Genomic DNA, 26,467 nt, shown 5'->3' with positions numbered 1-26,467 from the left:
ACTGCGCAGTTTAACGGTCCCGCACGGGCCAGGGCTAGAGCCGGCGCCCACCTTCCGGGACGGGGGTGGGCCGGTGGGCGGGTGGTCCCGGAGGCTGCGGCTGGGCGGAGCCCGTCTATCTCACCCCGGACCGCAGGTCCGCACCCAGGCGCTAGACTCGGCGGCATGTTCGGCACCCGGCAGTGTTCGGAGCGCGGCGCCCCTCTGGCCCCGCCTCTTCGTCCGGGGCGTTGAGCGCTGGTTTCAAGCGTTCAGTTCGCCCCCGGCAGGCCTTGCGGCGTCCGGGGGTGTGCTGGTCTGGGGAGGAGAGGCTTATGGGAATGACGATTGCGGAAAAGATTCTGGCGGCCCACAGCGGCCATGCCCACGTGGTGCCTGGTCAGCTGATTGAGTGCAGGACCGACTGGGTGCTGTGCCACGAGATCACCACGCCCGCCGCCCTGCGGATGCTCGAGGAACGCGGCATGGACCGGGTCTTTAATCCTGACCAGATCGTGGCGGTGCCGGACCACTCGGTTCCGGCCATGAACATCAAGGCCGCACAGATGTACCAGAAGCTCAAGTCCTGGGTCAAGGAGAAGGGCATCAAGCACTTCTACGATGTCGGGCGCGGCGGGATTGCGCATGTGGTGCTGGAAAACACCGGTCTGATCAAGCCGGGGCAGACGCTGGTGTCGGGCGATTCTCACACCTGCAACGCCGGGGCGCTGGGCTGCTTTGCCACCGGCGTGGGCAGCACCGATCTGGCCGGGGCGATCTACGCGGGCCGGGTGTGGTTCAAGGTACCCGAAACCATGCTGATCCGGGTCACAGGCCGGACGCAGCCAGGCGTGACGCCCAAGGATGTGGTGCTGGAAGTCATCAAGCGCATCGGGGCGGACGGCGCGAACTATCTGGTGATGGAATGGGTGGGCGAGTACATCGACAACCTGGACATGGAAGGGCGCTACACCCTGACCAACATGGCCATCGAGGCGGGCGGCAAGACCGGCATCGTGGCGGTGGACGGCACCACCCGCGCCTACCTCGCCGAGCGCGGCGTGCAGTCTGGCGACTACACCGAGTACACCTCGGACCCGGATGCCAGCTACCGCATCGTGATTGATGTGGACGCCTCGGCCGTGGAGCCCACTGTGGCCTACCCGCACATTCCCAGCAACGGGCGCGTGGCGGGCAGTGACCGGATCGCCGTGACGCACGCCTACGTCGGCAGCTGCACCAACGGACGCATCGGGGACCTGCGCGACGTGGCCCGCATCCTCAAGGGGCGCAAGGTGGCCGATGGCGTGCAGATGATCGTTGTTCCGGCCACCCAGCTGATCTGGAAGCAGGCGGCCAGCGAGGGCCTGCTGGAAATCTTCGTGGACGCCGGGGCCAGCGTGAGCTACCCCAGCTGCGGGGCGTGCCTGGGCATGCACAGCGGCGTGCTGGGGCCGGACGATGTGTGCATTTCCAGCACCAACCGCAACTTCGTGGGGCGCATGGGCGATCCCACGGCGGCGATCTACCTCGCCTCGCCCGCCACGGTGGCGGCCAGCGCGGTCAGCGGCTTTATCTCTGATCCGCGGGAGTACAACAGCAGCATCGAAGCGGCGGACTGACGCCGGGCACAGGGCGGGAAGGAGGCGAACCAGACTGCCTCCTTCCCGCCCCTTTTTGATCAAAGCCGCCGGGATCGGCGCAGCCTCAGGCTGTTCTCCCCCACGCCCGGCGGATCCGTGCTTGACTACAGGCCTTATGGGTGAAGCCAAACGACGCAAAGCACTGGGCCTGATGCCCACCGTCCATCCCTTCGAGGCGCAGCTTGAAGCCTCCGGCGAGGTCACGCTGGTGCGGGGTCCGGACGACGCCGGGCTGACGCAGACCATTGTGGACGCGCTGCGGGCCACGCAGTCAAACGGCCCGGCCTGGGCCAGCGAGTACCGCACGTCGCTGCTGCTGTCGGGGGCCTACCACGCAACCCTGGCCACCCTGGAGGATGTGGAGGCCGTGCCCGTGCCGGGCCTGCGCCGCATCACGGGCGAGCTGGCGCTGGGGCCGCAGCAGATGAGCAGCGAACAGGTCTCCATTCCGGTGGATGGCGGCGCAATCCGGCTGCGCGAGCAGCGCCACTCCTTCGACGGCACGCGCTGGGAAACCCTGGGTGCCCCGCGCAGCCCGCAGCAGGTCATGTCAGTGCTGCAAAGCAACGCGGCCTTCAGCCTTCAGGGCGAATCCATCGGGCAGTTTGTGGCGGAACACTGGCAGGCCGGACGCATCGACATCGAGCCTGACCCGCCCGCCGAGATGCTTGAAGCCCTGGAAGAGGTCGTGCGCGAGTGGGACGGTGAGACCGAGGCGCTGTGGGCCGAGCTTCACCGTGAGCGCATGGAGGACCGCGCTGCACCAGTGCCGCTGGTGCGCCGCAGCACCTTTGAACTGCGCCGCCCCGCCCCGCTACAAAATCCGCTGGGCGGCGTGTTCGCCATTCGCTCGGGCGTGGAATTCATCCCAATGATGGAGGCCGATGCCTACAGCCTGGACGGCGAGACGTGGGCCAGTTACGCGGACCCCGACGCTGAGGTGGACGGCACGCACCTGCCGCCCGAACTTGCCAACATCTTCGACATGGAGATGGTGGGCGTGACCGTCCACGCCGACGGGCGCATGGAATGGGGCGAGGACGTGCCCGAGGAACACAAGGAGCGCATTCAGACTGAACTGCGCGAGGCCACCGGAGCCGGAAATGCGGAGGAGTGGGCCGAGTGGACCACCCAGATGCTGCGCGAGACCTACGGCGACGAGCTGACTGTTCTGGAGGCCCAGACCCTGCCGGTGCCCGTTGCCGTGCGCCTGGATCTGCCCGAGGACGCCCTGGGGGACCCCGATCCGCTGTCGCAGACGTTCATGGAATCGGAGGTCACCTTCGACGGCGAGCAGTGGCGTGACCTGTTCGACGACGTGCCGCCGGAACTGGCCGCCTTCCTCGCGCCTGCTGCGGATGGGAGCGGGGAAGCACAACTGAACTGAGCCGGTATGCCCGGCCCTGGCCCGACGCCCCTGCCGCGTGGGCTGGGGCCGCTGCGTTGCGCTGCGGACAAACCTGCGGGCATGTTCTTGGGCCAGCTCCACAAACCGTTCGCCATGAGCAGCAGGGTCCGGCAGCACCCGCGCCACGCGCAGCCAGAAGTGGGTGAACCTCTGGGACGCCTCGCCCGCCAGCCCGCCGCTCGGGCGGAAGAATGCGGGCGACCCGTCCGTCTCAGCCAGGATCACGCCATCCAGACTGTAGGCCGCGCCGATCACCCCGTTGCAGTCATCTGCCGTGTGGATAGGCAGCCCCAGCTTATGGGTACGGTGGATCACCGGCACGTCGTCTGCCGTCAGGCTGCCTGCCGTCATGCTGGACGCTGCGTAGCAAATGCCCGCTTTCTGCCAAAATGCCCGCATGACCCTCCCCGGCAACCGCCCGAACGATGACCGCAGCCAGCGCGCCCAGCTGGCCCTTGCCCGCCTGCTGCCCAAGCTGTTCCGGGGCGGGCAGGCGTTCGTGGGCGTGGAGGCCAGCCTGAGCGGCCTGGACGCCGGCACCGCCGCCCGCGTGCCCGACAGTCTGCCGCACAGCGTGCTGGACCTGCTGGCCCACATCAACTGGTGGAACCGCTGGATGCTCGACACCATCGAGATGGGACAGGCGCAGCCATATCCCGCCCACGCCGCCGACACCTGGCCCGTGCTGGGCGAGGGCGACTGGAGCCGGACAAAGAACGAGTTCTACGGGCTGCTGGCCCGCATCGACGCCCACGCCGCACGCCCCGATCTGGCCAACCCGGTCAACCATGAGGAGACGATTGGCGAACTGCTGGCCGATTTTGCGCTACACACCGCCCATCATTTCGGACAGATCGTGACGGTGCGTCAGGCGCTGGGCGCGTGGCCCCCCCCTGCCGGAGGTGATACCTGGTGAGCAAGCCGAAGACCGGCAAGGAGCCCGGCGTGGTGCCTGGAGTGGTGTCTGGCGAGGTCTTCGGCAAGGCGGTGGGCAACCTGTTTCTGGGCGGCCCGGCCAATGTGTCGTGGGAGCGGGCGCTGGAAGGGCTGGACGCAGGACAGGCCGAGCGCACGCCGAACCACCTGCCGCACAGCGTCGCGCAGATCGTGGCGCACGTTCAGTTCTGGCAGGCGCACCTGCTGGCCTCCCTGGACGGGCAAAATCCGGAGACGCCCGAACACGCCGAGGGCGGCTGGCCCGCACCGCGCGACTGGGCCGGGGTACGCGCCGGTCTGCTGCGCGACGCCTCCCGGCTGCGGGCGCTGGCCCGCGACCCCCAGCGGTGCGCCGCCCCCGACAGCAGCGGCGTGCCTTTCGCGGCCATGCTCGCCAACTATGCCGGACACAGCGTCTACCACCTGGGACAGGTCGTGAGCGTCCGGCAGGCGCTGGGGCTGTGGCCGCCACCGGGCGGCGGGGACACGTGGTAGACCGGCCACGGTCCGCCCGGCAGCGCGGTTTCGAGGTGGTTGCCGACCAGCACCGCCAGCACCCCGACGCCGCCATCGAGCTGCCCCGCCGGGCTTCACGGCACTCTGCGGGCTATGACCTGCATACCCCGGTCGGCTTCACGCTGGCACCGCAGGCCCGCACGGTTATCGTGACCGACCTCAAGGCGTACATGCTGCCGGACGAGGTGCTGTCGGTCTACCCGCGCTCCTCGGTGGGGCTGCGCGGCGTCATGCTCAGCAATACGGTGGGCCTCGTGGACGCCGACTACCACTCGAACCCCGACAACGACGGCAACATCCGCCTCTCGGTCCTCAACCTGGGGGCCGAAGTCTTCACGGCGCGGGCGGGCGACCGGATCGCGCAGGCAGTGTTCACCAAATATCTGCTGGCCGACGGCGACGACGTCGCGGCTGGTCCCGAACGTCAGGGCGGCTCCGGCCACACCGGACGCTAAGCGCCCCTCTCCCCTCCTCCCCATACTCCAGGAACCCGACATGTCCAATGTGTTTTACCGCTCGCGCAGGCCCTACCCCATCGCCACGCACGCCGAGGGCGTGTACCTCTTTGACGACACCGGCACACGCACGCTGGACGGCAGTTCCGGCGCGCTCGTCGCCAACATCGGACATGGGCGGGCGGCGGTGGCCGACGCAATGGCGGCGCAGGCGCGCCGGCTGGCCTTTGTCCACGGCTCGCAGTTTTCCAGTGACGTGCTGGAAAGTTACGCCTCGCGCCTCGCCGCGTTTCTGGGGCTGCCCGCGTTCCGTTTCTGGGCCGTGTCCGGCGGCTCGGAGGCCACCGAGAGCGCCATCAAGCTGGCCCGCCAGTACCACGCCGAGCGCGGCGAGACAGGCCGCTACCGGATCATCACGCGCCGGCCCAGCTACCACGGCGCGTCGCTGGGGGCGCTGGCGGCCTCGGGCATGGGCGCGCGGCGCGAACTGTACACGCCGCTGATGAATGAGGCCGCGTGGCCCAAGCTGCCCAAACCGGACCCAGCCCTGTCAGGCGAGGCCGACGCCGAACGCCTGCGCGCCCTGCTGAAGCAGCTGGGGCCAGAGACGGTGGCCGCCTTCATGTGTGAGCCGGTGGTGGGCGCGTCAGACGCGGCGCTGGCCCCGAATGCGGGTTATCACGCCCGCGTCGCGGACATCTGCCGCGAGTACGGTGTGCTGTTCATCGCCGACGAGGTGATGTGCGGGATGGGCCGCTGCGGCGCTCCGCTGGCCGTGCGGCTGCACGACGACGTGACGCCCGACATCGTGGTGCTGGGCAAGGGACTGGCGGCAGGCTACGCGCCCCTGGCTGGACTGATGGCGAGCCCGACAGTCCACGACACCGTGATGAACGGCTCCGGGGCCTTCAAGCACGGCTTTACCTACGCGGGACACCCGGTCAGCGTGGCGGCGGGCCTGAGCGTGTTGGACATCATCGAGAACGAACGGCTTGTCGAGGCAGCGAACGAGAGGGGTGCACAGCTACTTACCGGATTGCAGGCGTTGAAAGCGGAGCACCCGCACGTCCTTGAGGCGCGGGGGCACGGACTGCTGCTGGGCCTGGTACTGGGCGACCCGGCCACCGGCGCGGCGTACGCAACGCCGGGGCTGGCGGACCGGGTGGCGGCGGCGGCGCGGGAGCATGGGCTGATCACCTACCCTGGTTCCGGCGCGGTGGACGGCGCGCGCGGCGATCACCTGCTGCTGGGGCCGCCCCTGAGCATCACGGCGGCGGAGGTGGACCAGCTGCTGGCGGCGCTGGACGCGGCGCTGTCCGACACGCGGGCCTGAATCCGCGGTTCCCCTTCTTGCGGCCCTAGCCCTTGCGCCGCTTCTCGGCCCGGACCATCCGCACGAAATTCAGCAGGCGCGGCGCACGGTTCCACCGTTTGCGGTCCCCCGCGACGCGCCAGACCCATTCCACACCCAGTTTGCGGGTCCAGGCCGGGGCCAGCTCTGCGGTGCCGGCCAGCACGTCGATCACGCCGCCGCAGCCGATCATGACCGGGACGCCCAGCACGCCGCGCCACTGCCCATTGAAGACCTCCTGCCGTCCGGCCCCCATGGCCGTCAGCAGCAGGTTTGCGCCGCTGTCGCCAATCAGCCGCGCCACCCGCTCGTCGTCCTCCGGGCCGAAGTAGCCGTGGTGGATGCCGGCCACGACGACGCCGTAGTCGCGGACCGCGTTCTGCGCGGCGGCCTCGGCCACGCCGGGTTTCGCACCCAGAAAGAACACCCGCAGCTCCGCGCCGTGCCGCTGCATCAGACCCCTGACGATGTCGAAGCCGGGCGCGCGGGGCACCTCCTCGGCGTGAAGCTGCCGGGCGGCGTACACGATGCCCACGCCGTCGGCGGTGACCAGATCGGCGTCCTGCACGGCCCGCGCGAATTCCGGGTGGCTGCGCGCCTGCACGATGATCTCGGGGTTCAGGGTTACCACCGTGTGCGGCCGGCGGGCCGGGTCCGCCAGCCAGTCACCCAGCAGCGTCAGCGTGTCACTCAGGTTGATCACGTCCAGCGGCAGGTCAAACAGGCGCAGACGCGGGCGGTGGGGAGAGGGGGACATTCCGGCTGATTCTAAACTCTCCGGGCCGATTTTCATGCCGGTGCCGCGGCCAGTCTTCCGCACCACGCCGTCCGTTGCGGCATACTGACCCACATATGTTGCCCGGAGCATTTGGAACCCTGCCTGAAGAAGCCCAGGCGCAGGTCATGGCGGCGAGTCGGGTGGGACGCTGGGCGCGGGCCGGGCTGCTGTTTCACCCGGAAGACGCCGCCGAGACGCTGTACCTGATCCTGCGCGGCGCGGTGCGGCTGTACCGCCTGGGCAGCGGGGCCCGCGAGGTCACGCTGGACGTGCACGGCCCCGGCGCGTTGCTGGGCGTCTCGGCCCTGACCCCAGGGGAAAGCTACAACGTCTACGGCGAGGCAATGGACGACGTGGAGGCGCTGATGCTAGGCCAGGACGCGCTGCATCGCCTGACCGACGCGCAGCCGGCGGTGGGCGTGGCCCTGACCGAGCAGATCACCCGCCAGACGCGCGGCGTGCAGGAGCGTCTGTCGGGACTGGTGTTTCTGGAGGTCTCGCAGCGGCTGGCGCTGGCGCTGCTGACGCTGGCCGAGCGCGAGGGCGGCTGGCCCCAGGAGGGGCCCATCGCCCTGCGCGACCGGGTCTCGCATCAGGACCTGGCCTACGTGGTGGGCAGCACCCGTGAGACCATCACCAAGCTGCTGGGCGATTTCCGCTCGCGCGGCCTGCTAGACCTGGGCTACCGGCGCATTATCCTGACGGACCGGGACGGCCTGCAACGGGCCACGCGGGAGTCCCTGCGTTAGGCGCAGGGCGGCCGGCATGACCTCACATCTATCAGCAACTGTTTCCCGGTCTGCGCCGGGGCGGGAAGGAATGGGCAGTATGGCGCGCAACATAGCGGCGGAGTACACCGCCGGAACACTGGCAGAGTTTTTCCGTCTTCCGGTGGGCGGCACACAGCAGGCGCGGGCCGAGCAACGCCCGGACATCGACCGGGCCGCGCTCGCCGGGGCCTTAAGAACGTACCACCGCGATCTGGGCACACTGGACGCCCGCGTGGAACAGGCACTGACCCGGCTGGCGCACCCGCACTCCAGGGTGGTTGTGACCGGGCAGCAGGCAGGCGCACTGACCGGCCCGGCCTACAGCGTTCACAAGGGGGCCGACGCCGCGCTGCTGGCCCGGCAGCTGGACACCGAGGACGTGCCCGTGGTGGCCATCTACTGGGTGGCCAGCCAGGACCACGACGCGGCGGAAGTTGCCAGCACCAGCCTTCTGGACCTCTCGGAGCAGCTGCACCGGCTGACGCTGGACGTGCCGGAGGGCATGCCGGTGGGCCGCGTGCCGTGGCGCGGGGAGTGGACCGCGCAGGCAGAGGCCGTGCTGGACGCATTCGACGCCCCGCCAGAACACGTTGCCGCCGTGCGGGGCCGCCTGGCGCGGGCCACGCAGGGGGGAGGGAGTTACGCCGACGTCTTTGCCCGCCTGATTCACGGGCTGCTCTCCCCCGCCGGGCTGATCGTGCTGGACCCGCTGCACCCCGCTCTGGCCCGCCTGATGGCCCCCACCCTGGCCCGCGAACTCGACAACCCGCTGGCCTCCTCGGCACTCATCGAGGACGCGGCGGCCCGGCTGATGGCACAGGACTTCACGCCGCAGCTGCGCCGCCCGGCAGGGGCCACCAACGTCTTTATTGAGGAGGACGACGGTCACCGGCGGTTGCTGCGGCTGGACGGGGCGCGCTTCAGCACCGACACCCGCGCCTACACCCACCGCGAGCTGCGGGCCATGCTGGAGGCCGATCCCAGCCGCCTGACCCCGGCGGCCGGCCTGCGCCCGGCTGTTCAGGACGCGCTGCTGCCCACGCTGGCCTTTGTGGTGGGCCCCGGCGAGATCGCCTATGGAGCGCAGCTGCGCGAGGTCTACGAACTCCACGGCCTGAAGCAGCCGCTGCTGTGGCCGCGCTTGAGCGTGACGTGGCTGGAGCCCAATGTGGCCCGCCTGCTGCGGCGGCTGGGCGCCACCGCCGCTGAGGTGCAGGCCGATCCGGAGGGCGTGCTGGGCCGCGCCCTGGCCCGCGAGCGCGGCGCGGAGGCCGTGACCACCCGGAAACTGGACGAAATCGCCACCCAGTTGCGGGCCGTGATGGACGAGATTGCCGCCCTGGACCCCACCCTGGTGGGCGCGGCGGGGCGGACCCGTGAGCGCGTCACCGCGCGGGTGGGCCGGCTCCAGACCCAGGCAGTGCGGGCACTGGCCCGGCAGGAAAATGACCGCAGCGGGCAACTGTCGCGCCTCAAGGCCCATCTGCTGCCGAACGGCACGCCGCAGGAACGCGAGATGAACTTCCTGACGTACCTGCTCAAGCACGGCGACAAACCACTGGAGCTGCTGCTGGCGCTGGAGCCGGGCTGGCGAGGGGAAATCGAGATTCCCTGAAGTCCAGGGTGGAAAGAGGGGAAGAGGGCGGGCACCGGGGTTACAGTGCCTGCCCTCTTCCTGTGACGCCACCCAGCAGTGGGTGGCAGGGCGGATTATGCCCTGGGCACGTCCACATCGAACAGCGCCCGCACGAAGTCCTGGCTGTCGAACGGCTGCAGGTCGCTGGCGCTCTCACCCACGCCGATGAACTTGATCGGCACGCCCAGTTCGCGCACGATGGGAATCAGGATGCCGCCCTTGGAGGTGCCGTCCAGCTTGGTGACGATCACACCGGTCAGCGGCGTGGACTCGTGGAACTTCTTGGCCTGTTGCAGCCCGTTCTGCCCGGTCACGGCGTCCAGCACCAGCCAGACCTCGGCGGGCTCGCCGGGATCGGCCTTCTCGATCACGCGGCGCACCTTCTTCAGTTCTTCCATCAGGTTGTGCTTGTTGTGCAGGCGTCCGGCGGTGTCCACGAACAGCAGGTCCGTGCCCCGGGCGGCGCGGGCGGTGGCGGCGTCGTAGGCGACGGCGGCCGGGTCACCCCCGTCGGTGCCCTGCACCACCGGCACGCCCAGCCGGTCACCCCACTCGCCCAGCTGCGCCCCGGCGGCGGCGCGGAAGGTGTCTCCGGCGGCGAACATCACGCTCTTGCCTCGGCCCATGTAGTACTGGCCCAGCTTGGCGATGGTGGTGGTCTTGCCCACACCGTTGACCCCGATCACCATAACCACATGCCCACCAGGCTCCACCGACATCCGGCTGGCCTGCGGCGCAAAGCCCAGCTTGCGGAATTCGGCGCGGCGGGCATTGGGCTCCAGTTGCAGGGTCAGGGCGTCCATCAGCGCCTGCTGCAGGTTCTTGCCCTCGCTGCGGCGCACGTCCTCCAGAATTTCCTCTGTGGCGGCGCGGCCCACGTCCGCCGCGATCAGGGCGTATTCCAGATCCTCCACCGTTTCCAGGCGGTTGGAAAACACGTCCTTGACGTCGTTGCCCAGGAATCCGGCAGTGTCGTTGATCTGGGCGCGGGTCTTGCTCAGGCCGCTGCGCAGGCGTTCGAGCCAGCTCACGGACGGCCCCCACAGGAGACAGGGCTGACACACAGAAGTAATGAGACGGTCATGGTTACACCATAGCGCCCGCTGTGAGGGGCAAAAGGGCCATGAGAAGGAAAAAGCGGCCACCGTCCATGCGGCGTGACCTCCCTCCCGGCGCCTCCGCCTAGGCCTGTGGCATCTGCGCCTCAATGGTCGTGCCCTGACCGGGCGCGCTGATGATGCGGTACTGGCCGCTTCTGGCCTGCAGGCGCTCGCGCATCTGAGTCAGGCCCAGACCGCCCGCGCTGCTGACCCGCCCGGTAACAGCGTCCAGATCAAAGCCCAGGCCGTCGTCGCGCACGCGCAGCAGCACCTGTTTCGGTCCGCCGTCCAGGGTCACGCGGACCTCGGCGGCGCGGGCGTGTTTGGCCACATTGTTCAGGCTTTCTTGCAGGATGCGGAACACCACCGCCTCGTCGCCGGGCGACAACCGCACCTCGCCGGTCACATCCAGACTGCTCCGGATACCGTTCTGCTCGCCGAAATCCAGCACGTAGCGGCGCACGGTTTCCAGCAGACCGTAGCGCTCCAGGTCGATGGGCCGCAGCGCGAAGATGCTGCGCCGGACCTCCCGGATCTGCTCGCGCAGCAGGGTGGTGGCCGAGCGCACCTCGGCCTCGGCACGCGCCGGGTCACTCTGCATCTGCCGGGCCACCACGTCCAGCTTCAGGGCCGCAAAAGCCAGCGACTGCGCCACGCCGTCGTGAATCTCGCGGGCGATGCGGGCGCGCTCGTCGCTGATGGCCAGTTCCTCGGAATACAGGTACGCGCGGGCGTTGCGGACCGCCAGGGTGGCCTGCCCGGCCATCAGGGCCAGCAGCGACACGCGGGCCGCCTCGAAGGCCCCCTCGCGCGGATCGCCCAGCATCAGAACGCCCAGCAGGCCGTTCTCGTCGCGCATGGGCAGGCCCAGCACGCTACGCGCTTCGGGAAACACCTGGCAGGCTTCCGCGCCGGTCACGATGAGCGGCCCGTTGGACTGCGCCACCCGCGCGGCGAAGGGAGGGGTCATCCCGCCGTGCTCCCCGTCCCCGTCGCCGCTGATCTCGCCGCGCTGGTCCTGGGCGTATTCCAGGCGCAACACACCGTCCTCGTCACTCAGGTACGCGGCGCGGGCCTGCGCACCCACCCGGCCCGCCATGGTGCCGGTCACGCGTGACAGCAGGCGGCGCATGTTGCGCTCGGCGCGGATGCTCTGGTCCACGCTGTACAGCGTCATCAGGTCCAGCGTGCGCTGGCGGGCGGCCTCGACGCCGGTGGCGACCTCGGCGGCCAGGGCCTGGGCCAGTTCGGTGGTGTCGGCGCTGGGCGGCGTCTCGAAGTGCAGCAGCAGTGCGCCGCCACCGGGAATGCCCACCTTGAGCGGGTGCAGCGCCGCGCTGGGCGAACTGAGCAGCGTCTCGCCGCGCGAGGTGCCGCTGAGGCCGCCGGGCACGGTCAGGGTGGCGTGAGTGGCCCCGGTCACCCGTACCGCCCCGCGCGCGGCCACCTCCAGCACCGCGCCCAGGTCCGCCGCGCCGCCCAGGTCACGCATCAACTCCTGCACCCCCTGCAAACGCCCGTGCGAGGCGCTGAGCTGTCCGTACAGGTCGCGCAGTTCAACCTCGGCACGCTCGCGGGCGCGGGTGCCCTCCGCGATCCATTCCACGCTGAAATACGTCACGGCCGGTCCCACCAGCCCGTAGAACAGCAGGTGCGCCCACAGCTCGCGGCGGCTGTCACCCAGCAACGAGATCAGCAGTTCAACAGCCCCCACCACCAGCACGATCAGTGGCGGCAACAGATTGCGGACCAGCCGCACCCGGTCCGACAGCGGGGCGCGCGGCGCGGCGGGAGGCCGGGCAGGCGGGCTGAGGGGGCCGGGCGTGCCGGGAATATCGGTCATGTCGGTCAGTCTAGAAGCAGTGGCCGGCAGAGTCAGTGACATCCAGCGCGGGCTGCGTCCACCCCGCGCGGCTGGAGGCTCCCTCTGCCTGGACCGCCGCGCCTCATCCCCGGTGCCTTACCCGCCCCGCCCCACCATCTCGCCCCTCCTCATCAGCGCGGCCTCAAACTCCCCGAAGGGAGAATGCGCCGCAGACCAGCGCACGGCCGCCTCGATGTCGAAGGGCACGGCGCGGAAGTCCACGGCCCACTGTCCGGCCCGCCGCTCCAGCAGCGTCCAGCGGGCGCGCGGGTCACCGTCCACCTGATCGCTGACCGGGCCGGTATTGACCACCAGCGTGTCGCCCACGCGGGTGGCCCCGGGGCGGTGGGTGTGGCCGCACACGACCACCTCGGCGTTGAGCGGCTCCACGATGGCGCGCAGTTCGCGGGGATCACGCGCCCGGTAGAACCCTGCCTCCGTCCCCATTCCGCTTCCTGCAGAGTCAAACCGCCACTCCCACAGCAGCATGTCCCAGGCGCTGTGGGGGGTACCGTGGCACGCAAACAGCCGCCCGTCCAGCGCGTGGGCGGTCAGCGGCAGGGCGGCCAGCCGGGCCAGGGCGGCGGCGTCCAGCTGGGTCTCCAGCCACGCCCCCAACTCCAGCGAGATCTTTGCGCGCCGGCCGCCTGGCCACAGCTTCTCCTCGTTGTTGCCGCGCACCTCGGTGGCCCCCAGCCCCACCTGCAAGGCGGCGGCGCGGGCAGGATCGGCACTGCCCTCGATCTGGTCTCCCAGGTTGACGATCAGGTCCGGCGAGGCGGCCCGCAGGTCTGCCAGCACGGCGTCCAGCGCGAAGGCGTTGCCGTGCACGTCGCTGATGACGGCGACCCGCACGGCTAGCGGGCGTCCACGCCGACGATCCCGGCCACGTTCTGCACGCCGTCGCGGGCCAGTAGGTCCGCCAGCCCCCGGTTCAGGCGGCGCACCAGTCCCGGTCCCTCGTAGACCAGGGCGCTGTAGACCTCCAGCAGGCTGGCCCCGGCACGCAGCTTGGCGTAGGCGTCAGCGGGGCTGAAGATGCCGCCGACCCCCACAATGGGCAGCGTTCCCCCGGTCAGGCGGTAGGCCTCGCGAACCAGCGCGGTGGACTTGCGGGTCAGGGGCCGTCCGCTCAGGCCGCCCGCCTCGCCCGCCCGCCCGCTGAACAGCCCGTCGCGCGACAGCGTCGTGTTGCTGACGATCAGCCCGTGTGCCCCTGCTGCCTGCACCGCGCCCACGCTGGCCTCGAAGTCGGCGGGGTGCAGATCCGGGGCCAGTTTCACCAGCACCGGCAGGCGGCGCAGATTGTGCACGCGGCCCCGCTCCACTTCCTGCAGTACGGCGCGCACCAGTTCGCCCAGCCCGTCGGCAGCCTGCAGCGCCCGCAGCCCCGGCGTGTTGGGACTGCTGACGTTGATAACGAAGGCGTCGGCCACGTCGTGCAGGGCCTGAACGCACTTCAGGTAATCTCCGGCGGCTTCCTCGTTGGGCGTGTCCTTGTTTCTGCCGATGTTGACCCACACCGGCGCGGGCCGCGTGGACAGGGCGCTCAGACGGGCGTGTAGCGCCCCGGCACCCGCGTTGTTGAAGCCCATGCGGTTGATCAGCGCCTCGTCCTCCAGCAGCCGGAACAGCCGGGGGCGGGCGTTGCCTGGCTGGGGCCGCGGGGTGACTGTGCCCACCTCCAGAAAGCCGAAGCCCAGGGCGGCAAAGGCCGGCACCGCCACCGCGTTCTTGTCCAGCCCCGCCGCCAGTCCGATGGGCGAGGCGAAGGGCTGTCCGAACAGCGTCTGCCCCAGGGCCGGGGCCGGAGACGCAACGGCGCGGGCCAGCGCAGGCCAGCCTGGAACCTTCGAGGCGGCCTCCAGCACGCCCAGGGTCAGGTGGTGGGCGTCTTCGGCGTCCAGGCGAAACAGCAGGGGGCGGGCAAGGCGGCGATACATCGTCAGACAGGATACGCAGTCGGGCCGTCACCGTGAACCACATGACCCGCAGTTGCGCGCAATCGCCCCGTCAGATTCAGCCCGGGCAGAGCGGGCAGGAAAAAGGGCAGGAGGCGGTCCGGGAAGATCGGGACCGCCTCCTGCGCGCTGCCTGGGGCACCCGGTCTTCAGGAACCCGCTGAGCCGCTGTAACTGCCCTCGATCTGCACCAGACGCGAATGCTGCTGACGGTCACTCTGCTCGATCAGATCGGCCAGCGTGGTGCCGCCCAGCACGTCGCGCAGCGCGGCGTCCACGCGGAACCACAGGTCCTGGGTGCCGCACACGTTCTGGCTTTCACAGGTGTGGTCATCTTCCACGCACTGCACCGGGGCGATGCTGCCCTCCAGCGCGGTGACCACGTCATAGGCGTTGATCTGATCGGCCGGGCGGGCCAGCCGGTAGCCGCCGTGCGCCCCCCGGATGCTGCGAATAAATCCGGCGCGGCGCAGGTTGCTGGCGATCTGCTCCAGATAGTGCTGGCTGAGGCCCTGGCGTTCCGACACGTCCTTGAGGGGCACCGCGTCGCCACCCTGACGCCCGATCTCGATCAGGGCGCGCAGGCCGTACTGAGCTTTGGTAGACACCCACATGGAGGTAGTCTATCACCCAATTCCGGGTAAACTGTAAGGGATTAGGGAAGGGCACCCTCCAGGGCCGCGCTGCGTACAATTCCGGGGTGCCTGCCGCGCCCTCTCTCCTCTCCCCCGCCGACGTCCTGCTGCGCCTGCGGGCGGCGGACGCGCCGGGCGTGGCCCTGCTGGAATCGTTGGGGCCTGCCGTGCCGTATGGGCGCTTCTCGTTCCTGAGTGCGTGGCCGACGCGGGTTCAGATGGCCCTGCCAACTCGTCCCGGCGGACCCGCCCTGTTTCCCGCGTGGCTGGGCGGCCTGAAGTACGAGGCGGCGCGGGACTTCGGACTGGACACACACCCGGCACGCGGCGAGGCGGCGTGGTGGGGCCACTACCCCTCCGGACTGGTGTGGGACCGGCTCGCCGGCACGCTGGAGGTGGTGGGGCCTCCGCACGTGGACTGGGCGCGGGTCCTGGCCCTGGACCCGGCCCCCCGGCCGGCGCTGAGCGTGGGCGAATTCGGCGCGGATGATGTGGACTACCCGGCGGGCGTGCGGGCCATTCAGGAACTGATCCGCGCAGGCGAGGTGTATCAGGTCAACCTCTCGCGGGGGGTGCGGGCGCAGGCACAGGGCGATCCGCTGGCGGCGTACCTGCGGCTGCGGGACCTGAATCCCAGCCCGTTCATGGCCTTTCTGGACATGGGCGAAGAGGTGGTGGTGTCGTGCAGCCCCGAACGACTGGTGGAGTGGGCCGGGGGCGAGGTCTCGGCCCGCCCGATTGCCGGCACCCGGCGGCGCGGTCAGACCCCCGCCGAGGACGCCGCGCTGGAGGCCGAGGTGCGCTCATCCCCCAAGGAGGTCTCGGAGCACCTGATGCTGGTGGATCTGGTGCGCCACGACCTGGGCCGGGTGTCGGCGGCGGGAAGTGTCAGTGTGCCGGAACTGATGCTGGTGGAACGTTACAGTCACGTGATGCATCTGGTCTCGGAAGTGCGGGGCCGGGCGGCAGACGGCGTGACACTGCCCGACGTGCTGGCGGCCACCTTTCCGGGCGGGACCATCACGGGCGCGCCCAAGGCGCGGGTGATGACCGCCATCCGCGACCATGAGCCGGGGCCGCGCGAATGGTACACCGGGGGCGTCGGGATCCTCAGCGGCGCGCGGGTGGACGTAAACATCCTGATCCGCACGGCGGCCTTTACAAGAGTGGAACGGCACTCCACCAGATCGGAACAGCACTGGGAGGTGGTGGTCCGGGCGGGTGGCGGCACCGTCATCGACTCGCACCCGGCCCATGAGGCAAGCGAGACGGTGCACAAGGCCCAGGCCCTGCTGAGCGCACTGTCGGGCGTGCCGGGGCGTCCGGCCCAGCCGCCCGCGGCGCCCACGCCGGGCCGGGTGTGGACGCCGCCACCTGCCACCCACAACCCGGGAGCAGGACTCCGGGTGCATCTGCTGGACAACCGCGACTCGTTCACCTGGAATCTGGTACATGACCTGCGGGCGCTGGGCGCAGCGGTCACGATCTTTTCCCAGGACTCGGCAGTGGCCGACCTCCTGTGCGGGCGCCCGGACGCCGTGCTGACCGGGCCGGGACCGGGTACGCCCGACAGCAGTGGCCCCACGCTGGCGCTGACCCGCGAATGCCTGCGCCGGGGGCAGCCACTGCTGGGCGTGTGCCTGGGCCATCAGGCGCTGGGGCAGGTGCTGGGCGGCGCGGTGGTACGGGCTGCGCCGGTGCATGGCCGCCCGGAGGCAGTGCAGCACGGCGGCGCGGGGCTATTTCAGGATGTGCCGCCCGGCGCAGCGTTCGGCCGCTACCACTCGCTGGTGGTGCGTGGCCTGCCGCCAGAACACGTCACCGCCACCGGTGCCGGCGGCGAGACCATGGCGCTGGCTGCCCCCGGTCGCCCCGCCTGGGGCGTGCAGTTCCACCCCGAGAGCGTCCTGAGTCCGGCGGGCCGGGTGCTGCTGGGCAACTGGCTGCGGCTGAGCCGGGAGTGGAACGAACAGGTGGCCCACCAGGGACAAAAGACATGAAGCCCCTGCCTTCCGGGCTGGACCATCCCGCGTGGCTGCACGGCCTGAGCGCGTTTGCCACCGTCCGCACGCGGCGGGGTGAGCCGGTGCTGTGGGCCGCACATCTGGAACGGTTGCGGCAAACCTGCGCCTTTCTGGACCTGCCGGCCCCGGACGCCGGGTGCCCCACGCTGGACCCGTGGCCCTGGGGGCTGCTGCGCGTCACGGTCACAGGGGACGGCACCTTCTGGACCCACCGTCCGCTGACCCCCGGCCCACGTCCAGAAGGCGGCGTGCGCGTGCGCCTGACGGGCGTTCAAGTCCACCCGCAACTGGGCGCGCACAAGACCGGCAACTACCTGCCGTACCGCCTCGCCCGGCAGGAGGCCGCAGACGTTTTCGAGGGCTGGCTCGTCGGCCCGGACGGCACGCTGGCCGACGGCTCGCGCACCTCGCCGCTGCTGGAGATTGGTGGGCAACGGATTGTCCCCGCGGGCGGGTTGCCGGGCCTCACGCGGGCCGCGTTCCTGGCAGGCCAGGATTGGTCAGAGCTAGGGGTTCACCCCAGCGAAGTGTCCCGCGCGACCCGCGCGTGGATCTGCGGCAGCGGCGTGGGCGTGGTGCCGGTGCGGGAAATCTCAGGGGAAGGCTGGACCCTCAGCCTGCCTGTGTGCTGGCCTGCAACCGATGACCCCGCCCTGGTGTGGCCGGAAGAGTAGGATTCAGCTGCGGAGTCGCCCCAGGTAGGCTTCTCCCCGTGGCGTGAGCTTAAGGAGGCCCAGCGGCGCCGCCTCGCCGTTCGCGTTGCGGCACATGCTTTTCAGGGCGCACGGCCCACAGGCACAGCCGTCGGTGGCCGGCAGGGCCTCCTGCACGTAGCCGCCGGTTTGCAGGGTTCGCAGCATCCCGCTCAGGGCCGCTTCGGAGCTGCCCAGATCATGGGCCAGTTCCGAGGGCGTGCGAGGTTCCCCGGCCACCACACGGAGGATGACCGCCAGCGGAGCCGGTGCGGTGGGCGCCACTACAGCAGCCTCACGGCCACCTGATACCCCGCGAAGGCCACCACCCACGCCGTGACCATCTGCCAGCCCACCGTCATCCACGCCAGCCGCCGCCCATGCTCCTGCGCCATCGCGCCCACCGTGGCAATGCAGGGCGTGTACAGCAGCACAAACACCAGATAGGCCAGGGCCGACGCCGGGGTGAATGCCTGCGCCAGCGCCGCCGCCAGTGGGGTCTTCGTTTCGGCGGAGGCGTCGGCGTTCAGGCTGGGCAGGGCCAGGACTGTGGGCAGGGCAGACACGCTGGCCCTGAGGGTGTCCCAAGTGGCACCCAACGTTTGCGTGACGCCGTCCAGCACACCCAGTGGCTCGGGATTGGCCGCGATCTCGCCGAGGTAGATCTGCCCCAGCGTGCCCACCACGACTTCCTTGGCGATGAAGCCGGGGATCAGGGCGCCCGTGGCCTGCCAGTCACCGAAGCCCAGCGGCGCGAAGATGGGCGACACCGCCCGGCTGACCGTGCCGAACAGGCTGTCCTGCGGCGGCACGGTGGCAAATTTCTCGCCGGACACGGCAGGCAGCGCCAGCAGCAGCCAGACCACCGCCACCGTTCCCATCACCGTGGTGCGGGCACGCCGGGCAAAGGAGGCCGTGCGCCGCCAGGCGTGCTTCCACAGCACCTTCCAGGCGGGAAACCGGTAGGGCGGCAGCTCCAGCAGCACGCCGCCGCCCTCGGCGGGCAGGGTGGTGCGGCGCAGAATCAGCGCGAAGAAAAAGGCCACCGCCATGCCCAGCACGTACATGCTCCAGACCAGCCAGCTGCCCGAACGCGGAAACAGCGCGGCGGCGAACACCACGTACACCGGCAGCCGCGCCGAGCAGCTCATGAACGGCAGGATCATGCTGACCAGCACGCGGTCGCTGCGCCGCTCCAGCGCGCGGGTGGCGTAGATGGCCGGCACATTGCACCCGAAGCCCAGGATCAGTGGAATAAACGAGCGCCCGTCCAGTCCGATGCTGCGCATGGCCCGGTCCATCAGGAAGGCGGCGCGGGCCATGTAGCCGCTGTCTTCCAGAAAACTCATGGCGAGGTAGAGGACGAGCAGCGTGGGCAGGAAGCTGAGGACCGTGCCCACCCCTGGAATGATCGCGCCCACCACCAGATCGCGCCCCAGCGGGAACCACGCCAGCGCCGCTGCCGCCCAGCCGCCGATGATTTCCTGCAGCGGGCCGCCAATCAGATCCACAAAGGGCGAGGCCACGCTGAAGGTCAGGCGGAAGACCAGCAGCACCAGGGCCAGGAAAAGAGGAATGCCCAGAACGGGATGCAGCGCCACCCGGTCCAGCCGTTCGGAGAGGGTGCGCCGCGCCAGCGCCTGCGGAACGGCCAGCCGCGCCAGATCGCCTGCGCGGGCATAGCGGGCCTCGGCAATCTCGATCAAAGCGTCGACACCCTCGGTCTCCAGGGCGGCGAGGTGGGCGTCCGCCGCGTCCAGCAGCGCGGCATGCCCGGTGGCCGCCAGCCGTCCGCGGACGCTGGGATCGCCCTCCAGCAGCGCCAGGGCCAGATAGCGGTGCGCGTGCAGGGGCAGGGTGGGCATTCCCACCATGCGGGCGGTCAGGTCATTGGCCGCCGCCTCGATCTGCGGGGGGTAGCGCACGGCAATCCCCAGCGTCGCGCCCTTCAACACGTCGCCCATCAGGGCTGCCGTGCCCTGGCCGCGGATCGCCACCGTCTGCGTGACCGGTACGCCCAGCGCGCGGGACAGGGCGGCGGCGTCCACGGTCATGCCCTTGTTCTTCGCCTCGTCCACCAGATTCAGGGCCACCGCCACCGGCAGCCGGAAGTCCAGCAGTTGCAGCGTCAGGTACAGGTTGCGCTCCAGGTTTCCAGCGTCCAGGACATTCAGCACGGCGTCGGGAGCCTCGTCCAGCAGCGCGGTGCGGGCAATCAGTTCCTCAGGGGTGTGCGGGCTCAGGGAATACGCGCCGGGCAGGTCCAGCAGGTGAATGGCGCGGCCCGCGTATTCCAGCCGGGCCTCGCGTTTCTCAATGGTCACGCCCGACCAGTTGCCCACCTTCAGGCGCGTTCCCGCCACAGCATTGATCAGGGTGGTCTTGCCGACGTTGGGGTTGCCCACCACCACTACCCGCGGTTCGCTGGCCCCCTTCAGGCGGCCCAGGGTGGCCTGACAGGCGGCCTCGTCGGGAATGTGGAGGTCAGGAGGTGAAAAGGCGGTTGTCACTGTCTCACCCGGATGCCTTGCAGGTCGGCGGCACGCAGGGCCAGGTCAGTGCCGTTGACCCGCACTTCCAGCGGATCGCCCAGCGGGGCGCGGCGCACCACAGTCACCGGGGCGCCGCGGACGAAGCCCAGTTCCAACAGGCGGCGGCGCAGCGGATGGTCCGGGGCCAGCCCCACCACATGGGCGTGCTCACCAGGGGCCAGGGTGTCCAGCGTCCGTTCGTTCATGCCTGCTCCGAGGTGGGAGATCCCATACCCGACCAGACTACTCGGATTAGAGAAAAGGACAAGGCAGCATGCATCACACTTAGCGGGTCAATGCTCCAGCCGGTCCCACAGCCGCTGCATGTCCCCCGGCAGCGCCGCCTCGGCCACCACCTGCGCCCCGGCCCAGGGAAAGGCAAGGCGGGCGGCGTGAAGCGCCTGACGCTCCAGGCCCAGGCGGGCGGTGAGTTCTGGGGTCTGGCCGGTGGCGATGAACTCCAGGAAGGCGTCCCGTTCCAGCCCGTAGATCTTGTCGCCCACCAGCGGCAGGCCCAGGTGAAACAGGTGCGCACGGATCTGGTGCAGGCGGCCCGAGCGCGGGTGCGCCTCGATCAACGCGTGCCCGGCCCGGCGGCCCAGCACCCGGAAATCGGTCACGGCGGGGCGGCCATCCGGCACCACTGCCTGCCGCATCAGCACCCGGTTGGCCGCGCCCAGGCCCAGATCGCCCAGCGGCGCGTCCACCGTGCGGCGCTCCCAGTCGGGCGTGCCGCGCACGACGGCGCGGTACAGCTTGCCCACCAGATGCGTCTTGAACAGCGTGAAAAAGCGCCGGGCGGCCTCGGTGTCGCGCGACAGCACCAGCAGGCCGCTGGTCTCACGGTCCAGGCGGTGCGGCGGCGAGAGGTCTAGCTCGCCGGTTTCGCGCTGCATCCAGCCCACCACGTCCGGCACCTCCGCCCGGCCACCACGGTGAACCCGGTGCGTCAGCCACAGCGCGGGCTTGTGGACGATGTAGAAGTCGGGATGTTCGGTCACGACGCGCGGCTTCTCCGGGGCCGGGGCGGTCAAATTTCCCACACGCTGTGATAGTCGCGCCCGTGCAGGCGCTCCGAGAGGTCGACAGTCCGGTCTACCGTTCTGGCTAGCCGCTCCGCCAGCCAGACCCCTGGCACCTCCGGCGCGTCCCAGTGGGCGGAGGTGGCGTACACGAAGTGCGGGTTGATGACGCAGCGGAAGTCGTACATCAGCCCCAGCGCGAATGCCCCGTGGCTGAGGTAACCGTGATCCAGCCCGCCAGACACCAGAAACGTGACGGGCCGGTCAAACCACGCGCCGTGCAGGCCGCGCCCGATGTCGCTGCTGCCGGTGAGTTCCACCAGCGCCCGCGCGCCAGAGCCCAGCCCCCAGTTGTACACAGGGACGCCCAGCAGCACGCCGTCGGCCTCGCGGACGGCGCGGTGGTAGACCCCGGCGTTGGGGTGGGCGTAACAGCCAGCGTTGTCGAAGGGGGGCAGCGGCGTCTCGCGCAGGTCGAGGTGCGTGACCGCGTGCCCGGCCCCGCGCAACTGCCGGGCAGCCAGCGTGCACAGCCACGCGCTGCGGCTCTCGGGATCAAGACTGGTCGAGATGACGGTGAAGCTCAGGGAAGCGGCCATCCTGGCAGGCTAGCGTGAAGGCGCGGGCAGGCCGTCCGCTTCCAGCCGCTTGAGGTGCTCGATGCGGGCCGGCGTACCGGGATGGGTGCTGAGCAGGTCGATCAGGGACGGCCCCGAGGTGGTCGCCGTGCCCTCCTTCTGCCGGTCCTGCCGTTCCAGGCGCGCCAGCATGGTCCGCAGGGGCCGGGTGGTGCTGTAGGTCTCCAGCATGTAGCGGCCCGATGCCTCGTCCGCCTCGGTTTCCGCCGCCCGCGAGTAGCCGCCGCTCAGGATGGCCGCCGGCACCGCTGCCGCGAAGGTTCCCGCGCTGATCAGGTCGCCGGCCACCACGGTGGTCACCAGGGTCAGCCCCAGCGCCTGATACACCCCGGCCAGCCCATGCCGCCCGGTGACGTGGCCGGTTTCGTGGGCCAGCACGCCCATCAGTTCGCGGTCACTGCCGGCCAGGGCCACCAGCTGATCGGTCAGGACCACCGTGCCGCCGGGCAGGGCGAAGGCGTTCGCGCCCAGCCCGTTCGGGCCGCCCGCCTCGCCATCACGGATCAGCAGGCGATACGGGTAATTGCTGCCCGCCCAGCCGGCCACCTCACGGAACGCGGCCCCGAGCTGCGCCTGCCGGGCCAGGCTTAATCTGGAAGGGCCGAAGAATTCGCCGCTTTCCAGAAATCCGATGGTCTCGCGGTCAAAGGCGGCCAGCACGCTGCGGGGCGTGGCGAAGGCCGCCTGACGCGCCACGGCCGGGATGCCGTACATCAGGAACAGCGCCAGCGCCACCAGCGAGGCCCCCAGCGCGGCCAGCGCCGCCCCCCAGCGGGACTCCAGCGCCCGGATGCCGCCCAGCGCAAGGTTGCGCCCGGTGGCGCGTTCCCACGCGCTGACCCCCGCGTCGTCATGGGTCTCGAACCGGCCCCCGCCCGGCAGCGTCACGGCGCGGCGCACACCGGGCACCGGGGCCTCCACGTCCAGCAGGTGGGCAGGCCAGCGGTGCTCGGCGGCCCCGCCGGCCACCTTCAGCGTCGCCGTCTGCGCGGCCACCGTCAGCGTCGCGGGCTGATCGCGGCTGCTGCGGCCATCGAAATACACGCCCTGCAGGGCGAGTGACCCACCGTCCGGCCCCACTAGAAGCCCACCTGAATGTCAAGCAGTTCGGTGGCGGCCTCACCGAACGCGGAGGCCTCACCGCCCACGCCCGCCACGAAGTCGTCCAGCGGGGCAATGGCGCGCACCGTCACGCCACCCAGAATGTAACGGGTCTGGCGCACGGCAGCCCACGGTGACGCCAGCCCCAGCGTCAGCACCCGCGCGGCGCTGTTGCTGACGCTGATCCACACCAGCCGCCACGGACTGAAGGTGGCCCGTGTCCGGAACACGCCGCCCAGTTCCACGTTGTTCAGCATGTAGACCATCGTCGCGCCGCGCACGTACTGCCACGCCACCACGTACAGGATCAGGACGGCCAGATAGCCGGCCACCAGCGCCGCCAGCCACAGGCCGGACGACAGTATGTTGCCTGAATCGAGAAGGCCAGCGTCAAACCCACTCAGCAGCGCCGCCGCCAGCGCGAACAGCGGCACGCCGAGAATCACGCCGCCCGCAAGGGTCAGCCCCAGAGCGGTCAGGCCGATCAGGTAGAAGGGGCCGACATCGCCCCGGAAGGTGGCCCGCGCCGCGCCGTAGGCCAGCCCCTCGGTCTGATAGCGCCGCTGCATGTACCACGCCCACGGCAGCGCCAATCCGGCGGAGATGCCCGCCACAAAATTGGTCACCAGATAGGCCACATACGCCCTGCCCACCGTACCGTGAAAGCGGAAGCGCAGCCCCCGGTGAACGGTATTGACCGCCTGAAAGCGCATGGACTGGCGCACCAGCAGCGGGTAGGCGGCGCCGTAGATCAGCACCAGCACCCCGGCCACCCACTGCGTGGATTCAAACTGCCCGGACACCGCGTAGGCCAGGAACAGCGCCGCCACCAGCAGGTAGCCGCGTAGCAGCGCCGCCGGACTGGCGCGGTACTCGAAGTTCTGGCCATCCACCCAGGTGTGTCCGTAGAAATATTGCCGGTTGCGGACACGCGCCCACGGCAGGTACAGCCCCAGCGTCACGAAGGTCAGGGCGATATTCACGATCCACAGCCGGAAATATTCCTGGGCCGTGCCGGTAAAGGTGACGGGATATTCGGTGACGGTGGCCGGAAAGGGCCCGGCCGCGGGGCACGGAGGCTGGACATGTCGGCCCAGCAACGGCTCATCACGGGCAGACACGGCAGGATCACTCATCTGCCCGTTATGCTACGCGGCCGGCCAAGGTGGCGGACGGCGAACGGTGGGAGCGGAGGGGGACAATAGGGACATCGCCCCCCCCCCTTCGTCAGCCCTTCGCAGCGCCGAGAATTTCCGGCAACTGGTCGCGCAGGGCCAGCATCGGCAGCCCGAACACCGTTCTGGCCGGTTCGTTGGGGGCGGTGTTGCCCTCCTTGAGCATGGCGTACTGGTCCCTGGTGATCGGCGGACTGGGCAGCAGATTCATCAGCGGGACCGCCAGATTCATCAGGGGCAGCGGCACAGGCACAATGGGCTTTTTCTTGCCCAGCGCGCCCAGTTCCAGCTCCAGCAGCTGCCGGAAGGTGTACTCCTGCGGCCCGGTCAGGGCATAGGTCTCGCCCAGGCCCAGGTCAGCTTCGGCGGCCCCGGCAAAAGCCTGCGCCACGTCCTGCACGCTCACGGGCCGGAACGGAAACGCCCCGTTGCCAATCTGCGGCACGATGGGCGCCGCACTGACCAGCTCACGCAGCACCCGCCCGAAGAAGTCGTCGCCCACCCCGAAGATCAGGCTGGGGCGGAAGATGGTGAAGCGCAGGCCGCTGTCCCTGACCAGCGCCTCGGCGCGGCCCTTGCTGGCGCTGTAGCCGCTGCCGCTATCCACGTCCGCGCCCAACGCGCTCATGTGAACGTAGCGTGCCGTGCGTGGCACGGCGGCCAGCACGTGCCGGGTGCCGTCCACGTGCACCGCCTGAAAGGTCTGCGTGCCCTTCTCGGCAATGATGCCCACCAGATGAACCACGGCGTCGGGATCGGCGGCAGCCACGGCGGCCAGCACGCTGGACGGATCGGTCACGTCCAGCCGGACCGCCTGCCCCGCGCCGCCCTCCCGGCCCTCGCGGCTGCCCGCCCAGACCTGATGCCCGCGCGAAACCAGTTCCCTGACCACTGCCTGCCCCACAAAACCGGTGCCCCCGGTCACGAGAATCCTCATGTCTGTTCTCCTTCCTGATCTGGCCCTGGCCGGTTCACGCCTGCCTGAGATGAGTGCGGTGCCTGGGAAGGCGTAGCTTCGCGGTCTGGGTCTGCGGCCTGCGCGGCGTGCAGGGCATGGCCCAGCACCCCGGAAATGGTGGCCGCCGCCGCTGGCGCATCGGGTCCAGCATAGAGGCCGCCCAGTTCAGCGGCCAGCGCAGGCCGGGCGTTCATCAGGGCGCCGCCCAGAAAAACCGGCAGGCCCAGCCGTTGCAGCGCTGTTCGCTGGCACACAGGCCGTTGCCGCTGGGGCTGGGGCGCGGCCTGGTCCGCGCTGCCGGACACCCACGCCAGACCATGGGTCCCAGTCCGCACCGGCCTGCTCGCCGGGTACACGGCGCGGTCCGGCGGCGCATCCGCCACCCAGGCCCCGTCCACCCAGGCCCCGTTGCCCCAGTCACCCAGCGCCCACTCGCCGTTGATGCTCAGCAGGATGGCCTGCGCGCCCCGTTCGTGGGCGAAGATGGTCAGGTCGCCCAGCGGCACGTTCGCTCCCAGGTACGCCACCCGCAGCCCCCGGCGGCGCAGGGCCAGGGCCTGCATCATCAGTCCCAGCTCATGCTGCTCGCCGGGCGCGCAGGCCGCCACCAGCAACGGTCCCCAGCCGGTGTCTGTGTCTTCCGGCCCCGCGATGTCCATCAGGGCCGACAGCCGCGAACGCAGAAAATGACTGGCCCCGCGTTCGTGGGCAATGGTGATCTCGCCCCTGGCCCAGCGCTCGCCGATCTCCACCAGCGCCGGGGACATGACGCCGGTCATCACGTCCTCGACCGGCAGCCGCGCGTGCGCCCCGGCCAGCACGTCACCGGCCCGCACGTAGTCGGCGGTGACCAGCGCCTGGGTCAGCTGACCCGCCAGGGCAGGCAGGGACACCGGGGCGGACATCGGGACTGGGGATGAGGCGGCAGGGGCTGCCAGCAGCGCATGTTGGCGGGCCGGGGCAAGGGTGACGGGACGCACCAGCCCGCTTCTCCCCGCGCCTCCCCCCGTCATGCCCTTGCGGGTCAACTCGGCGGCCATCCGCGCCCCGACGCCGCTGCGCTGGTGGCCCAGCATGATCCCGATATCGCGCACGTCGTCCGGCGAGTACATCCGGTACCCACTGTCGTTGCGCACGGGGCGCGGAAACCCGTAGCGCCGCTCCCACTGCCGCAGCGTTGCAGCCGGCACGCCGGTCTGCGCCTCTACCTCCGAGGCGGTGAACATGGCCGTCTGCGCCCACTGTTCCTGGTTCTCCCCGCCTGCATTCATTCTGCGCATTGTGACCGAAAGTC

Annotated in this window: 25 protein-coding genes and 1 pseudogene; 10 read left to right on the top strand and 16 right to left on the bottom strand. The window is 70.2% G+C overall.

What is annotated here, in order from left to right; genetic code table 11:
• The first annotated feature begins 314 nt into the window (after positions 1 to 314).
• The gene (locus IEY31_RS03485) at positions 315 to 1,601 is read left to right on the top strand and encodes a 3-isopropylmalate dehydratase large subunit (RefSeq protein ID WP_188969077.1); all 1,287 of its coding nucleotides are present in this window, start codon (positions 315 to 317) and stop codon (positions 1,599 to 1,601) included.
• A 136-nt stretch (positions 1,602 to 1,737) separates the two neighbouring features.
• Positions 1,738 to 3,009, top strand: coding sequence for a hypothetical protein (locus IEY31_RS03480; protein WP_188969075.1), 1,272 nt, complete (start codon positions 1,738 to 1,740; stop codon positions 3,007 to 3,009).
• Positions 3,010 to 3,099: 90 nt separating this feature from the next.
• Here IEY31_RS03480 and IEY31_RS03475 read toward each other — a convergent pair.
• A pseudogene (locus IEY31_RS03475) lies at positions 3,100 to 3,381 on the bottom strand (DUF4180 domain-containing protein); the annotation flags it as partial.
• Positions 3,382 to 3,427: 46 nt separating this feature from the next.
• On the opposite strand from IEY31_RS03475, the gene IEY31_RS03470 reads away from it, so the two are divergent.
• The 4 genes from IEY31_RS03470 to IEY31_RS03455 are packed head-to-tail and all read left to right on the top strand — an operon-like array spanning position 3,428 to position 6,270.
• Entirely contained in the window at positions 3,428 to 3,946 is a 519-nt protein-coding gene (locus tag IEY31_RS03470) for a DinB family protein (RefSeq protein WP_188969074.1), read from the top strand.
• Positions 3,943 to 4,461 carry a DinB family protein gene (locus IEY31_RS03465; RefSeq protein ID WP_229723289.1) on the top strand — a complete coding sequence of 173 codons (519 nt, stop codon included), beginning with the start codon at positions 3,943 to 3,945 and terminating at the stop codon, positions 4,459 to 4,461. The genes IEY31_RS03470 and IEY31_RS03465 overlap by 4 nt, the downstream gene beginning before the upstream one ends.
• Entirely contained in the window at positions 4,455 to 4,937 is a 483-nt protein-coding gene (locus IEY31_RS03460; protein ID WP_188969073.1) for a dCTP deaminase domain-containing protein, read from the top strand. The genes IEY31_RS03465 and IEY31_RS03460 overlap by 7 nt, the downstream gene beginning before the upstream one ends.
• 40 nt (positions 4,938 to 4,977) lie before the next feature.
• On the top strand, positions 4,978 to 6,270 hold the full coding sequence (locus IEY31_RS03455) for an aminotransferase family protein (protein ID WP_188969072.1): 1,293 nt from the start codon (positions 4,978 to 4,980) through the stop codon (positions 6,268 to 6,270).
• Between the two features lie 25 nt (positions 6,271 to 6,295).
• Here IEY31_RS03455 and IEY31_RS03450 read toward each other — a convergent pair whose 3' ends face one another.
• Complete coding sequence (locus IEY31_RS03450) at positions 6,296 to 7,045, bottom strand: WecB/TagA/CpsF family glycosyltransferase (RefSeq protein WP_188969071.1); 750 nt, start codon at positions 7,043 to 7,045, stop codon at positions 6,296 to 6,298.
• Between the two features lie 95 nt (positions 7,046 to 7,140).
• Here IEY31_RS03450 and IEY31_RS03445 point away from each other — a divergent pair, with 95 nt between their 5' ends.
• Both IEY31_RS03445 and bshC read left to right on the top strand, forming a co-directional pair.
• Positions 7,141 to 7,815: a Crp/Fnr family transcriptional regulator gene (locus IEY31_RS03445; RefSeq protein WP_188969070.1), complete on the top strand. Its 675-nt coding sequence runs from the start codon at positions 7,141 to 7,143 to the stop codon at positions 7,813 to 7,815.
• 79 nt (positions 7,816 to 7,894) lie between these two features.
• The gene (gene bshC, locus IEY31_RS03440; RefSeq protein WP_188969069.1) at positions 7,895 to 9,451 is read left to right on the top strand and encodes a bacillithiol biosynthesis cysteine-adding enzyme BshC; all 1,557 of its coding nucleotides are present in this window, start codon (positions 7,895 to 7,897) and stop codon (positions 9,449 to 9,451) included.
• A 95-nt stretch (positions 9,452 to 9,546) separates the two neighbouring features.
• Here bshC and ftsY read toward each other — a convergent pair whose 3' ends face one another.
• The 5 genes from ftsY to IEY31_RS03415 all read right to left on the bottom strand — a co-directional run bounded on the left by ftsY (position 9,547) and on the right by IEY31_RS03415 (position 15,011).
• The gene (gene ftsY, locus IEY31_RS03435; protein WP_188969067.1) at positions 9,547 to 10,503 is read right to left on the bottom strand and encodes a signal recognition particle-docking protein FtsY; all 957 of its coding nucleotides are present in this window, start codon (positions 10,501 to 10,503) and stop codon (positions 9,547 to 9,549) included.
• Between the two features lie 151 nt (positions 10,504 to 10,654).
• Positions 10,655 to 12,415, bottom strand: coding sequence for a GAF domain-containing sensor histidine kinase (locus IEY31_RS03430; protein WP_188969065.1), 1,761 nt, complete (start codon positions 12,413 to 12,415; stop codon positions 10,655 to 10,657).
• A gap of 117 nt (positions 12,416 to 12,532) precedes the next feature.
• Positions 12,533 to 13,291 (bottom strand): metallophosphoesterase family protein, encoded by a 759-nt coding sequence (locus IEY31_RS03425; RefSeq protein ID WP_188969063.1) that lies wholly within the window; start codon positions 13,289 to 13,291, stop codon positions 12,533 to 12,535.
• A 2-nt stretch (positions 13,292 to 13,293) separates the two neighbouring features.
• Entirely contained in the window at positions 13,294 to 14,379 is a 1,086-nt protein-coding gene (locus IEY31_RS03420) for a quinone-dependent dihydroorotate dehydrogenase (protein WP_188969061.1), read from the bottom strand.
• 167 nt (positions 14,380 to 14,546) lie between these two features.
• Positions 14,547 to 15,011, bottom strand: a complete 465-nt coding sequence (locus IEY31_RS03415) for an Rrf2 family transcriptional regulator (protein ID WP_188969059.1) — start codon at positions 15,009 to 15,011, stop codon at positions 14,547 to 14,549.
• Between the two features lie 86 nt (positions 15,012 to 15,097).
• On the opposite strand from IEY31_RS03415, the gene IEY31_RS03410 reads away from it, so the two are divergent.
• Both IEY31_RS03410 and IEY31_RS03405 read left to right on the top strand, forming a co-directional pair.
• Positions 15,098 to 17,032 (top strand): chorismate-binding protein, encoded by a 1,935-nt coding sequence (locus IEY31_RS03410; RefSeq protein ID WP_188969057.1) that lies wholly within the window; start codon positions 15,098 to 15,100, stop codon positions 17,030 to 17,032.
• The gene (locus tag IEY31_RS03405; RefSeq protein ID WP_188969055.1) at positions 17,029 to 17,730 is read left to right on the top strand and encodes an aminotransferase class IV; all 702 of its coding nucleotides are present in this window, start codon (positions 17,029 to 17,031) and stop codon (positions 17,728 to 17,730) included. Before IEY31_RS03410 ends, IEY31_RS03405 begins: the two co-directional genes overlap by 4 nt.
• 3 nt (positions 17,731 to 17,733) lie before the next feature.
• On the opposite strand, the gene IEY31_RS03400 is transcribed toward IEY31_RS03405, so the two are convergent.
• From IEY31_RS03400 to IEY31_RS03360, 9 genes are all read right to left on the bottom strand, one after another.
• Positions 17,734 to 18,033 carry a helix-turn-helix domain-containing protein gene (locus IEY31_RS03400; protein ID WP_188969052.1) on the bottom strand — a complete coding sequence of 100 codons (300 nt, stop codon included), beginning with the start codon at positions 18,031 to 18,033 and terminating at the stop codon, positions 17,734 to 17,736.
• Positions 18,033 to 20,258 carry a ferrous iron transport protein B gene (feoB, locus tag IEY31_RS03395; RefSeq protein ID WP_188969050.1) on the bottom strand — a complete coding sequence of 742 codons (2,226 nt, stop codon included), beginning with the start codon at positions 20,256 to 20,258 and terminating at the stop codon, positions 18,033 to 18,035. The genes IEY31_RS03400 and feoB overlap by 1 nt, the downstream gene beginning before the upstream one ends.
• A complete protein-coding gene (locus IEY31_RS03390; RefSeq protein ID WP_188969048.1) occupies positions 20,255 to 20,485 on the bottom strand; it encodes a FeoA family protein in 231 nt (76 codons plus the stop codon). The genes feoB and IEY31_RS03390 overlap by 4 nt, the downstream gene beginning before the upstream one ends.
• Before the next feature lie 87 nt (positions 20,486 to 20,572).
• On the bottom strand, positions 20,573 to 21,280 hold the full coding sequence (locus IEY31_RS03385) for an RluA family pseudouridine synthase (protein ID WP_229723288.1): 708 nt from the start codon (positions 21,278 to 21,280) through the stop codon (positions 20,573 to 20,575).
• Between the two features lie 29 nt (positions 21,281 to 21,309).
• A complete protein-coding gene (locus tag IEY31_RS03380) occupies positions 21,310 to 21,900 on the bottom strand; it encodes an NADPH-dependent FMN reductase (RefSeq protein WP_229723287.1) in 591 nt (196 codons plus the stop codon).
• 9 nt (positions 21,901 to 21,909) lie between these two features.
• Positions 21,910 to 23,019, bottom strand: a complete 1,110-nt coding sequence (locus IEY31_RS03375; RefSeq protein ID WP_188969044.1) for a M48 family metallopeptidase — start codon at positions 23,017 to 23,019, stop codon at positions 21,910 to 21,912.
• Positions 23,019 to 24,176, bottom strand: a complete 1,158-nt coding sequence (locus IEY31_RS03370) for a YjgN family protein (RefSeq protein WP_188969042.1) — start codon at positions 24,174 to 24,176, stop codon at positions 23,019 to 23,021. Before IEY31_RS03370 ends, IEY31_RS03375 begins: the two co-directional genes overlap by 1 nt.
• Positions 24,177 to 24,267: 91 nt before the next feature.
• On the bottom strand, positions 24,268 to 25,152 hold the full coding sequence (locus tag IEY31_RS03365) for an NAD-dependent epimerase/dehydratase family protein (protein WP_188969040.1): 885 nt from the start codon (positions 25,150 to 25,152) through the stop codon (positions 24,268 to 24,270).
• On the bottom strand, positions 25,149 to 26,444 hold the full coding sequence (locus tag IEY31_RS03360) for a MerR family transcriptional regulator (protein WP_229723286.1): 1,296 nt from the start codon (positions 26,442 to 26,444) through the stop codon (positions 25,149 to 25,151). The genes IEY31_RS03365 and IEY31_RS03360 overlap by 4 nt, the downstream gene beginning before the upstream one ends.
• Between the last annotated feature and the right edge of the window lie 23 nt (positions 26,445 to 26,467).

It is taken from the genome of Deinococcus aerolatus (genome assembly GCF_014647055.1).
GTDB classification, from domain to species: Bacteria; Deinococcota; Deinococci; order Deinococcales; family Deinococcaceae; genus Deinococcus; species Deinococcus aerolatus.
The sequence above is the reverse complement of the archived record's forward strand: the minus strand, read 5'-3'. Positions and strand labels throughout refer to the sequence as shown.